13 protein-coding genes and 1 tRNA gene are annotated in these 11,764 nt (G+C 28.5%); 2 read left to right on the top strand and 12 right to left on the bottom strand.

Going from position 1 to position 11,764, the window contains the following annotated elements:
• The 7 genes from U9O55_03315 to U9O55_03285 all read right to left on the bottom strand — a co-directional run.
• Nucleotides 1-737, bottom strand: a 737-nt coding sequence (locus tag U9O55_03315; GenBank protein ID MEA2088839.1) for a hypothetical protein, incomplete at its 3' end; no start/stop codon positions are given.
• Nucleotide 738: 1 nt separating this feature from the next.
• Entirely contained in the window at nucleotides 739-1,110 is a 372-nt protein-coding gene (locus U9O55_03310) for a diacylglycerol kinase family protein (GenBank protein ID MEA2088838.1), read from the bottom strand.
• 95 nt (nucleotides 1,111-1,205) lie between these two features.
• Nucleotides 1,206-1,586, bottom strand: coding sequence for a four helix bundle protein (locus U9O55_03305; protein ID MEA2088837.1), 381 nt, complete (start codon nucleotides 1,584-1,586; stop codon nucleotides 1,206-1,208).
• Between the two features lie 43 nt (nucleotides 1,587-1,629).
• Nucleotides 1,630-2,037 carry an rRNA maturation RNase YbeY gene (gene ybeY, locus U9O55_03300; GenBank protein ID MEA2088836.1) on the bottom strand — a complete coding sequence of 136 codons (408 nt, stop codon included), beginning with the start codon at nucleotides 2,035-2,037 and terminating at the stop codon, nucleotides 1,630-1,632.
• Nucleotides 2,038-2,057: 20 nt separating this feature from the next.
• Nucleotides 2,058-3,101: a hypothetical protein gene (locus U9O55_03295; protein MEA2088835.1), complete on the bottom strand. Its 1,044-nt coding sequence runs from the start codon at nucleotides 3,099-3,101 to the stop codon at nucleotides 2,058-2,060.
• A 34-nt stretch (nucleotides 3,102-3,135) separates the two neighbouring features.
• Nucleotides 3,136-3,897: a hypothetical protein gene (locus U9O55_03290; GenBank protein ID MEA2088834.1), complete on the bottom strand. Its 762-nt coding sequence runs from the start codon at nucleotides 3,895-3,897 to the stop codon at nucleotides 3,136-3,138.
• Between the two features lie 353 nt (nucleotides 3,898-4,250).
• Nucleotides 4,251-4,322: transfer RNA gene (locus U9O55_03285), tRNA-Arg, on the bottom strand.
• 222 nt (nucleotides 4,323-4,544) lie between these two features.
• On the opposite strand from U9O55_03285, the gene U9O55_03280 reads away from it, so the two are divergent.
• Both U9O55_03280 and U9O55_03275 read left to right on the top strand, forming a co-directional pair.
• Nucleotides 4,545-4,952, top strand: a complete 408-nt coding sequence (locus U9O55_03280; protein ID MEA2088833.1) for a polymer-forming cytoskeletal protein — start codon at nucleotides 4,545-4,547, stop codon at nucleotides 4,950-4,952.
• Between the two features lie 53 nt (nucleotides 4,953-5,005).
• Complete coding sequence (locus U9O55_03275) at nucleotides 5,006-5,791, top strand: diacylglycerol kinase family protein (protein ID MEA2088832.1); 786 nt, start codon at nucleotides 5,006-5,008, stop codon at nucleotides 5,789-5,791.
• A gap of 56 nt (nucleotides 5,792-5,847) precedes the next feature.
• Here the strand turns inward: U9O55_03275 and U9O55_03270 are convergent, their stop codons facing one another.
• The 5 genes from U9O55_03270 to U9O55_03250 all read right to left on the bottom strand — a co-directional run.
• Nucleotides 5,848-6,123, bottom strand: a complete 276-nt coding sequence (locus U9O55_03270; protein ID MEA2088831.1) for a PRC-barrel domain-containing protein — start codon at nucleotides 6,121-6,123, stop codon at nucleotides 5,848-5,850.
• Nucleotides 6,124-6,150: 27 nt separating this feature from the next.
• Nucleotides 6,151-7,953 (bottom strand): AmmeMemoRadiSam system protein B, encoded by a 1,803-nt coding sequence (amrB, locus tag U9O55_03265; protein ID MEA2088830.1) that lies wholly within the window; start codon nucleotides 7,951-7,953, stop codon nucleotides 6,151-6,153.
• 2 nt (nucleotides 7,954-7,955) lie between these two features.
• Nucleotides 7,956-10,523: a DUF3160 domain-containing protein gene (locus U9O55_03260; GenBank protein ID MEA2088829.1), complete on the bottom strand. Its 2,568-nt coding sequence runs from the start codon at nucleotides 10,521-10,523 to the stop codon at nucleotides 7,956-7,958.
• Nucleotides 10,524-10,547: 24 nt separating this feature from the next.
• Complete coding sequence (locus U9O55_03255) at nucleotides 10,548-11,267, bottom strand: YidC/Oxa1 family membrane protein insertase (GenBank protein ID MEA2088828.1); 720 nt, start codon at nucleotides 11,265-11,267, stop codon at nucleotides 10,548-10,550.
• 63 nt (nucleotides 11,268-11,330) lie between these two features.
• Nucleotides 11,331-11,764, bottom strand: a 434-nt coding sequence (locus tag U9O55_03250) for a secondary thiamine-phosphate synthase enzyme YjbQ (GenBank protein ID MEA2088827.1), incomplete at its 5' end; no start/stop codon positions are given.

Genomic DNA, 11,764 nt, shown 5'->3' with positions numbered 1-11,764 from the left:
CTTCCTACTTCTGCCCAAGCCACTGGGATTCCTCCATTGTCTGTGGCTCGCCAAATTTCTATTCTGTCTAAATGTGAGCCTCCGGAATCTGAAACATTCCAGCCAATATCAACATCATTTACATTGTTCAAGGCGGTAAAAGAAGAAACAAAGGGGTCAATATTATCTGCAAGAGGGCAATCATTGTCATTCGCGTTATTACATCCTATCCCGCAGCAGGAATTATTATCTTGGCAGGCGCAGTCTGGATCATAAGCGACTGTGCAGCCAGACGGAGAGCAGGAACTATTGCATTGATTATCACAGCAGAAAGTATTGCTTGGTCCGCAGACCCATGAGCCAGCGCAACCACAGGTTCCACAGTTTTCTACTAAACTGCCTGAACTGTTGCAATACCATGGAGCTCCTGTATTAATTGAGCAAGCGTTATAAGAAGTATTGTCAGAACAGGTTAATGACGAAGAAACGCAAACGCCATCAACGCATGTTTGTCCTGTTGCTGAACAATCTTCTACTTCGCACCAATCTTGATAAAGATCAGCGTCGCAGTCAAGCTGGCATTCATAAACTGTATTTCCAACACATTTTTTTGGATCTGTTAAATTACATTCATGATGGCAGCATTCTATGGAAGCTGAAGAGATTTTTAGATTGTACGCGCAAATAGAAAATAAAATCGCGAATATAAAAAAAGTTATAATGGATATTATTTTTTTTCTGTTGTTTGTTGAATTCATATTAAAATTTAACTTTTATTAAATAAGGGTAAAAAATAATTATTCCTATAATGACGCTGATAAATGCCGCTAATAAAACAATAGATGAAGAAATATTTTTAATTTCTTTTGAATATTCATGAATCCTTGGCTTTAGAATATCAATTAATCTTTCAAAAATAGTATTAACAAGCTCTAATACTAAAACTAATCCTATAAGCAAAATAAGAATAATAAAATCTGTTCTTTCTACGCGCAAAATAACAGCCATTAACAAAACTAAAATAGCCGCCATTGAATGAAAACGAAAATTCTGCTCACTTTTCCACGCGCTTTTTAATCCGCGAAAAGCGTAAATAAAACTTTTAACAGCTCTTTTAAAATTAAAAAACATAATTATGGGTTAAAAATTATGGATTAGGAATTAACAAATTAACTGTAATTACAAATCGTGAATTAAATAAAGTTAAAGGTTATATTGTTATATGGTTATATGGTTAATTTTGAATTGGTATAACTTATCAAATAATTTATTTCTTTCGGCAAAGATTTGAGGATTTTAAAAATATAATCATATTGTTCGTTTTTTATAAGTTCTCTTATTTTTATTTTTTCCAACCAATCTAAACATTCATAGGCTGAACCTCTGGCATATCTATAAAATTTTATTTTATCCTTTTTACTATATCTGCCAAACCCTTCAGCAATGTTAGCAGAGATAGAATCTATTGATCTAACAAATTGTTTGCCAACTGTATCTTTAAAAAAATAATCCCATTTTATTATAATATTCCAGATATAATTTGATAAATTAAAACTAACTTTATAACTATTGATATCATTAAGTTGTAAAAAATTCTTCTTATTCATAATAACTTAAAGCCATATAACCATATAACAATATAGCCATATTTTAGATTACACTTAATATTTTATTTTCCATTTTTTTCATTTTATTCGCTTCTTTAATATTTTTATGATCATACCCGATTAAATGAAGCAATGAATGAACTAATAATAATTTTATTTCTTGGTTTAAATCTATTTTATTTTCTTTTGCTTGTTGTAGCGCCTTTTCATAACAAATTAAAATTTCCCCTTCTAATGGCTTCTTATTGTAAATAAATGACAAAACATCAGTAACTCTATTTTGCTTGCGATAATTTTTGTTAAATTTTTTAATTTCATTTTTATTGACTATGACAATAGAAATCTCGGCATCTTTTATATCAAATTCTTTAAAAAAATGTCTAACTATATCTTGAAAAAAACAATCCTTTATTTTTTTGCCGACTTCTTGGCTAACATCGCAATAGATCATAAAAATCTATTATTTCTAATTTAGTTTTCTTTTCTGTTTGAATCTATATCAAAGCTCCTTACTATCATTTTAAAAGTAGACGGGTAAGTAATATTCATATGGCTTCCTACTATATATGAAACAGAATAAATAAAATTTTTCCTTCCTGATATAGGCGTTAAATAAAAATGCATTCCGTCTAAACTTTTGACTCCCATAAAATTATTAACCCATAATCTTTCTACCTTATATGCCATATTAGAAGGAATTTGTTCTAAATACCATTGTTCAGCGTTCAAGCCTTGCTGATTGTCTATAATAATAATTTTAATAAACTCTTTGTTTTCAGAAACAAATGCTATTTCTTTATCACCGCCCGCCAAAGAAACAACTTTCCAAGATATCGGATAAATAATTGAATAACTATAAGTGCTATTAATATAATTTTTTGTCATGCCTGAATATTCCAATAACATCGCCTCCCCCGTCAGTGGACTATATAAATTCGCAACCTCCTGCCCATCTAAAAAACCATCATTATCAGTATCTGGATTATTAGGATTAGATTGGTAAAGCGCTTCTTCCTGGTCAGTTAGCATATCTTTATCTTTATCTGAAGCTATAGAAACAACGGGTTTATTAATATTAACATTGCCGTTTGTATTTACGTTTGTGTTTGTGTTGCCATTAGAATTATTGTTGCTGTTATTAATATTGTTAGAATTATTATTTATATTATAATTTCTATTTAAAGTATTCGCGTTATTCACATTTGCTGTTTTATTGCTGTTATCAGTGTTAAGATTTAATTCGCTATTTTCATTCACATTGTTGCTGATAAAAGGCAGCCCATTAGGAAAAATGTCATCTTGGAAAAAATACAAAGTAGCGCATCCAACAGCAATAAATATTAAAATAAAAATAAAAACACTTAATCCTCTGGATTCTTGCTTTGCTTCACGCAAAAATTTATTCGGCATTATGTGAATATTTATTTCTCTTTCATTCTTAAGAATATTTTGCTCGGGACTATTTTCTTGATTATTTTTTTCCTCTTTTTTTTGTTTTTTAAATTTAAAAAACATACAAAAATAATTTTTATTCTTTTGTTTTAATCATTTAAGGTAATAAAAGTTTTCCATCCCCATTTGGGTTATAACCGCTTTTAACTTCTTCGCCATCTATGTAGCCGTCTTTATCCGTATCAGCAACTAAAGGATCTGTTAAATATATTCTGACTTCTTCTTTGTCTAATAAGCCGTCCCCATCTGTATCTGCCATATAAATATTAGTTCCTAATTCTTTTTCTTCTTTATCTGATAACCCGTCAAAATCAGAATCATTGTTTGCCGAATTTGTATTTTTGTTAATATTCTGATTTTTATTCTCTGCCCCTTTTTTATCAACTAAATTTTTTTTATTGGTATTTATATTAAAATTATCATTTTGATTTTTATTTAAAATAACGTTTTCGCTAATATTATCAACATCGTTTGCTCCATTCTGAATATAATTTATATAATACCAAATAGCTGTAATAGATAAAAATAATATAACAAATAGAATAAACATGATAAATAGCATTTTGCTATTTGATTTATTCGGCAATTTGTCTTTTGCCGCGTTTGGACTTTTAATATTATTATCAGCCGGATAATCATTATCATCTCTTATATCAGGAGATAAAACTTTAGCAGCCATTTTTTTCTGTTCTTCGGTTATAACTCCTGTTTTTGCTTCATTATTTTCTGACGAAAAAATGTCTTCAACTACCTGCTCTTTTTTATCATTGTCCATTTTTTGGTCTGCTGGCTGAGCAGGAATTTTAGGCAGATCATCCTGTTTATCAGATGGTTGAAAAGAAGAATTTTTATCAAACATAAAATTTAATATTATAATTATTTAAAAAAATTATTTTTAAAATTATAACACAAAATAAAAAAAGTGTAAAAATTTTTTACAAAACTTATACACAGAAATAAAATTCAAAAATCAAAAATCAAAACCATAATAAAATTTTAATTTTCTTTTGCCAAAGGCAAAAGATTTCACAAGGTGAATACTTAATACTTTTATTTTACCATTTAATTCTTATCTGCTCAATACTTAATACTTGATACTTAATTCATAATCCGTTAATTCGTAATTCGTAATTGATAATTCGTAATTGATAATTGATTGTTAGTGTCTCCAGCAAAAATTTTATCCCTCACTTTCTATTCATTAAAAATATGTGTTTCCGACAGGAATCGAACCTGTATTTGAGACTTAGGAGGTCCCTGTTCTATCCGTTGAACTACGGAAACTTAAATTATTTAAAAGTTAAATATCAATCTTATCTTAATGAAATATAAAAAGTGAGGGACAGGCCTGCGTCTAAGACTCCCTCCAAAGGCGGGCAAGTAGGAGGTCTTTGTTTTATCCACTAAACTATGGAGACTGATAAAAAAATTAAAAAAATTTTGACATCTTTTAAATATTTAGTTAAAATAAAAATAATTAATTTACTTTTTAATAATACTAAATCTATGTTTAAAAATCAACAAATAGACGAAAAAAGTGTAGAAACAATTATTGGACACTCTGTAAAGGTTAAGGGAAATTTTCAAACAGACGGAGGAATGCAAATTGACGGAGAAATGGAAGGATCGCTAAAAGTTGGAACTGATTTAATTATTGGAGAAAACGCTAAAATCAAAGCAGATGCCCAAGCTAACAGAATAATGATTTCTGGAAAAATCAAAGGAAATATTAAGGCTAATAAAAGCTTAGAATTAACGGAAACAGCAAGAATAGACGGCGACATAGAAACGAAAATTCTTTCAACTGAACCTGGCGCCCAAATAAACGGCTCAATAAAAATGTCTGAAATTTCAGGAAAAGAAAAAATTGGTATGAAAGAAAAATCTCAAAAAGCCGAGGAAAATAATATTTAAAAATAACTGTTTTATAATTTTTCATTATGTATTATTATTTTTACGACTCCTTTTTGAGTGATAACAAATATCAAAAGATTCTACATCGCATAGAAAATCGCGCTGTTGATTTAGGAATTAACGGAAAAATAGAAAGAGCCTCAATGCTGATAAATCCGGAAAAACTAATATTAGACAATATTAAAAAAGGAGCAAAAACAATCATAGCTGTCGGTAATGATAAAACTGTTGATAAAATAATAAATATCGCCGCAACAGAAAAAATCACTGTTGGAATTATTCCTATTGGGAAAAAAAATAAAATCGCAAAAACCTTAGGCATCCCAGAGGGAAGTTTGGCTTGTGATATATTAAGCCAACGACGCGTTCAAAATTTAGACTTAATAAAAATAAATAACAAATATTATCTTTCAAATTTAATGATAAACGCGAAAAACGCTGAAATTATTTGTGAAAACGAATATAAAATAAATTTATTAAAAAAACAAGGTCAAATTTATATTTATAATCTGGCAAACAAAAATGAAATTAAAAAAATGTTTAAGCTAAATCAAAATATTGATAATTATTTTAATCCTAACGACGGATTGTTGGATTTAGTGATAAAACCCACAAAACAAAATTTAATTAGCAAAGTCTTAAAAATAATTATAAAAAATAATCCTGATAAAATCAAGGATGTGAGCATAATTCCCGTTAAAAAAATAAAAATAAACAGCAAAAATGGAAAACCATTAATTATAAATTGTGAAAATGATAATATTGTTAAAACATTTTTAGATGTGGAGATATCTTCGCAAAAATTAAATATTATAGTTGGTAAAAACAGAAAATTTTAAAACATTGCGATATAAACTTAATGTTAAGATTCTTGCTGATTGGCAAGGATTTTTATTTATACCGTTACTGGCTGGTTTGCCATCTGGCTTTTTTCATGAACAATCCCGTCTTTAACTATTATTTTTTTATTGCTTATTGATATAATTTGATTGCGATGAATAATTAATTCTTTTTTAAAAAATTCTTCTAAAATATTACTGCTTTTCACATAATATTTTAAAATATTTTGCGATTCAATTTCTACTTCAAAATCAAAAACCTTTCCTAATTGCTCGCCTGACTTTGTTTCAACAGTCATACCTATTATTTTTTTGCAATTTATCACTGGCATAAAATAAATAATTTCATTATTTTAATCTTACTTGATTTTTGACCATTTGTCTATATTATCCAAAAAATTTTCTCTATCTTGCCAGTCCATAAATTCTATTTGCCAATTTTTAAACTTAAAAGGCAGTAATTTATAATCCGCTTGATTATTTTCTATAATTATTTCTACTGCCAATCCCTCGCTATTATCTGAAAGAAAGTAAGGTTCGTATTGATCAAAAATAAAATTTCCAAGAGAATAAAATATTTTCTTTTTTTTATAAATTTCAATTCCTTGAACCACATGCGAATGATGCCCAATAATTACATCAGCTCCAGCGTCAATTAAATTATGCGCTGTTGTTTGTTGAATTTTAGTAAATTTATGCTGATATTCAATTCCCCAATGAATATTTATAACCACAAAATCAACTATATCGGATAAATCATTTATTATTTTAGACGCCTTATCTTTATCAAATTTGCCATACACCATATTAAATCCAGCTAAACCAATTTTTTTATCGCCTACTTTAATTATTGTAAAACTGCAATCTTTATTTATATTTTTGTCTTTACAGCCTGAATAATAAAAATTAAGCAAATCCAAATTTGCTTTTGTCTCTTCTACGCCGCGATTGCCTTGGTCTAAAATATGATTATTAGCTAAATTAAAATAATTAAAATTATATTTTTTAAATTCGCCTATGGCTTCTGGCAAAAAAGCAAAATCATAAGGCAACTCTGGTGGATAATGTTTTCCATAATTTGTGATTGTTCCCTCTAAATTTGCTCCAATAATATCAAAATTGTTAAAAAAATTTTTATCATCTTTTAAAACATTTTCAAATATTTTGCCATAATCGTTATTAACAAAATGTTTTTTAATATATCTGTCTAACATAAAATCACCGAAAAATAACATTTTGATTATCCTATTTTCTTTTTTCTTATTTTTTACAAAAAATCCAGTTACATAACTTGTAGTATTTTTTATATCGGGATTGCCAGATAATATCGCAGAATTTGAATTATTCAAAATATCAAAATTTCCTTCTATTAATTTACTATACTTCATTAAAGTATATATTGAAGCAGGCGAATCTATATCAAGATTATAAACTTGATTAAAATCTAAATTGCTAATAGCGCCAATGCTAATTTTGTCATTTTTTTGGGCTATTTTACTATTTTTGTAATGAGAAAAATCAACGCTTGCCAAAAGCAAAATTTTTTTATATTTATTTATTTTATATATTAATTTTGCCAATTTTATCGCGCTTTCTTCTCTTATATCTGGACTTAAAACCAATGGAATAAATTTAGCTTGCGGAAAAGTTTTTTTAATAAAAGACACATGGCTGTTTATTCCATGCTCTTTTTGAAAAATATTTTCTTCTATTCTTATTTCTTTATCTTCTTTGGCTAATTGCTTTAAAATTTTATTATCGCTTTTTAATATTCCAAACGGAGTTTGCCAATCATAATTTGAGCTGATAATTTTTCCTTTTCCCGCTTTAAAATGATTAGGACTAAGTAAAATTATTGTGTCAAAATTTTGCGATTCTAAATTGCTGTAAAACTCGGCTAATAAATCTCCCGCTAATAAATGATGTGGCGCGACTCCGCTAATAACTATTTTATTGCTAAAATCAATTCTTTTTTTCTTAAATTTATAAACAGTTTGGTAAAATTCTAAATTATTAGGCTTTGCTTGATGATAATCAATAATATTTTTTTCACTAATATTATTTTTTTTGTTCAACAGTGGCTCAAATACGCCAATAATAATTAAGCCTATCAAAGATAGGCTTAATATAAAATATACTACTTTTTTAAATAAATTTTTCATTGCTATTTTATTAATTCCCTGCTCCATTTATCAGCTTCAGGCAAGTCTCCTTGATTATCATAAACTTTGGCCTGCCAATCTTCGTCAGCCAATCGTTCATCAAGATTATCTGTAAATTCATAATGATTAAAAACCAAACCGCGAGTTAAACGAGAGCCATTAGCGTCTTTGACTGCCACATAAATTATATACGGCTTGCCTGTTGCTTCATATAATATTTTTCCTTTAACTGCGTCAGTATGAATATCAGCGATAATCCCGGCTCTTTTTTCTTTTATTGTTGACTCGCCAGATATTGGTGTAACAATCCGCTCAAACGCAGAACTAATAACCCTGAGTTTTTCAAAATCATCCTCGCTGATTATTTCATTTTTTAATTCTTTCTCAACAATATTTCTAAAAAATTTGCTGGTTTTAATAAATTCTTTATATTTATATTCAAAATATTCTGGCATAATATTTCTTTCTTTTAATCCATTTTCTGTCATCTCAGCCAACGCGATTATGCGAGTCCAAAAAATTAAATCAGGCTCAACATATCCTTTTGGAACAGGAGGAAATTCTTTTGGGTCTGAACCGCCGCCACCCATTTCAGCATAGGACTGTTTCGCGTAAAGCAATGTGTCGTGCTTTAATTCCGCGTATGATCCTAAAACCGTTCCTAAATTTTTCTTTTGCCAAAATTCTGTTGTCATAAAATATGGATAGCCCTCTCCATAATCAGACAACAATGATCTGTAAGAATTCAGCCAATTCCAATAAATATTTTGCGTCCAGACAGAATTATCCAATCCTGAAAATTCATTATTCATTTTGTTTAAATATTTTAAAATCACTTTGTCAGAATTTGGCGCGCTAGAAACAACCCATTCATCTATATATTTTTTTACAATTTTATTTTCTGGATTTAACACAGAAATAGGCATTAAAGCTGTCGTCATTGACGGCAAATTTTGTCCTGTTTCCGGATCTGGAGCTCCGACTCCCTGTGTTAATTGATTAAGAATATAAGCGTCAGGAGTAAATCTTTGCCCCATAAATCTAAACTGCATTAACTTTTTTAATAATTCATCTCTTTTTCCTCCATCATCATATAACCAAACCACCTCAGAAACTATTTTTGGTTTAGGCAATTCTGTTATCGCAGAATTTATAAAATCGTTTAATATTTTTTCATCCGCTAATTCTTTGTTAGTTATGTCATCTCCATATTTTTCCTTAATCAAATCTGTATATTGATAAGGCGTTAAATCGTCAACTTCTCCCACGAAAAATTCTATTGCGACTGCCATATCCGTCCAAATCTCTGAAACTTTTTTATTGTTATCAGTTTCTAAATTATTAATCTGTCCCGTTATTATAATAGCGTCCCTTGTTAATTCAGCGCTGTCCAAAGAAAAACCCATCCTGCCATACCACATCATTGCTATAAAATAACTTTTTAAAATATTATTTTTTGTGTAATGAGAACGCGGTTTAAATTGTGAATAATCATTTTCTAAATATGGTCTTAACGGAGTGAATAATGGAGAAAATGAAATCTCTTCCGCATTACTAATCAAATCAAGCTCAGCTTTGGCTAAATCATATATCTCATTACTTAATTCTATTCCATTATAATTTTTTGATTGCAAAGAAAAATCTAATTTAGTTTGGCTTGATTTTTTATTTTGATTTTCCTCAGCTTCTAAATATTTCGCGTAAGTTTTAAAATCACCTGGATTTAATTTAATCTTTTCACTATTCGCGGAATCAAGAATAACCAAAGGAATTAAATAATAAACAGCTAATCGTTTATATGAATTTTTAATTACTTGATTGTCCGCGTTATTATAATTATAAATTGAATCTTTAAATAATGTTTCCGTGATATCTTTTAACATTGGCTGAAATTTATCTTCTTCAATTTTTTGAAAACTGCGGTCAATCAAAATATGATAAAGATGCAATGCCACATCGCTTGTAATAAACAGAGTGTCATCTGGCTCGCGATAATATTTATTTCCACTGCCTTTAAAATGTTTATAAGAATCTACAAAATCGTCGTTGCCGTATTTTTGTTCTTTAATATAATTATTTTCAGTTAAGAAAAAACCAACATCTTCTAACGCTTTTTTTTGATTTGCGCTAAATTCAATATCAGAAGATTTAAAATCGTTAATATTAGATAATTCATCAGCTTTTATTTTTTCGCTGATTAAAGATGGTTTTACATCTGTTTTAATTTCGGAATATCCGGCAAAGACTGGTTTAACTAAAGATAAACTAAACAATTTTTTATCTTTATCAAAATCTTTATCAATTATATTTTCTTTTTTCTGCTTTTCTTTGTCAACTATTTGTGTTCCTTGTTTTGTTATCAAATTTTCTTGATTTTCTTTATTATTTGCGCATTTTAAAATATTAAAATATATTCCAACGCCAGCGATTAAAATAATTAAAAAAATTCCAAACAAAGCTAAAATTTTAAACTGCAATGTTTGCAAAAAATTATTTTCGCGTGTTTCTTCTAAATTTTTTTCTTCATTATTAAATGCCTTATTAAACATTTTATTTTTTTTGTCTTCCATAAATTTTTTTTATTAATATTAAAATTATATTTTTTTATCTTTTTTCTTAAACATTATTTGCTGCTGAAACACCATAAATAAAGTCGTTAAAAACCAATAAAAAGTCAATCCTCCTGGCAAAGTAAATCCAATAAAAACGGTTAACAAAGGCATAAAATAAACCATCTGCTTATTCATCATAGCCATCATATCCTCGTCTTTTGCTCCGCCTGTTTTTAAGGGCTGTTTGTCCACCATTAACATTTTAGTCTGCCAATATTGAGTCGCGCCTGCTAAAAAAGCAAACACGATAACAGGAACTGACAAATCAACTATTCCAAAAGCGATTGGATTTAAATTTTCAGGTCTTTCTATAAAAGGATAAATCATATCCAAACTTTCTGGCTTAAATCCATTTCTAAAAACATTAAAAACCGCGATTAAAAAAGGAAACTGAATAAGCATTGGAAAACAGGAAGATAAAGGATTAACTTTCTCAGTTTTATATAATTCCATTAAAGCCGCCGCTTGTTTTTGCTTGTCATCTTTATATTGATCTTTAATTTTTTTCATTTTAGGCTGCAACTCTTGCAAAGCCTTTTGTGATTTTGTGGCCTGAATTGACAAAGGAAGCAAAATCAATTTTATAATGATTGTTAAAAAAATAATCGCGATTCCAACATCATGCCCTGGTATTATATTATATAAAAACACCAAACAATTAAAAATCGGTTCGTAAAGCACTGTATTAAATAATTGGACCATAAATTTGTAAAATTAAATTATAAATAATTATGACTGTAATAAATTAGAAAACACTAATTTATTTTAATTTCCTAAAATCTGCAAAGCTATTTTTCGCGGACGCGATCGATCTAACTCAATCGCGAAAACTCTTTGCCATTTCCCTAATTGAAGGCTATTTTTTACTATATTCAACATTTGAGAAGACGCCAAACAGATAGACTTGCAATGAGAATGACCGTTTCTACATTCTCCGTCGCACATATTTACTGTTCTTATCTCAAAATTATCATGCATATACTCAATTGTTCTCGGAGCAATACGATCTAACATCTTTTTTATGTCTTTTATTAAAAGCGGTTCTGCCTCATTAACAATAATCGCCATTGTAGTATGAAGACTTTGGATATTAACTACGCCATTTTCTATTTTAACATTTTTTATAACTTCCTGAATCTTTTCGGTAATATCAATAAAATCCAAAGTGGTTTTAGTTTCAAGACTAATTATATGATTAT

The organism is Patescibacteria group bacterium (genome assembly GCA_034660655.1).
Lineage (GTDB): Bacteria > Patescibacteriota > Patescibacteriia > JAACEG01 > JAACEG01 > JAACEG01.
The sequence above is the reverse complement of the archived record's forward strand: the minus strand, read 5'-3'. Positions and strand labels throughout refer to the sequence as shown.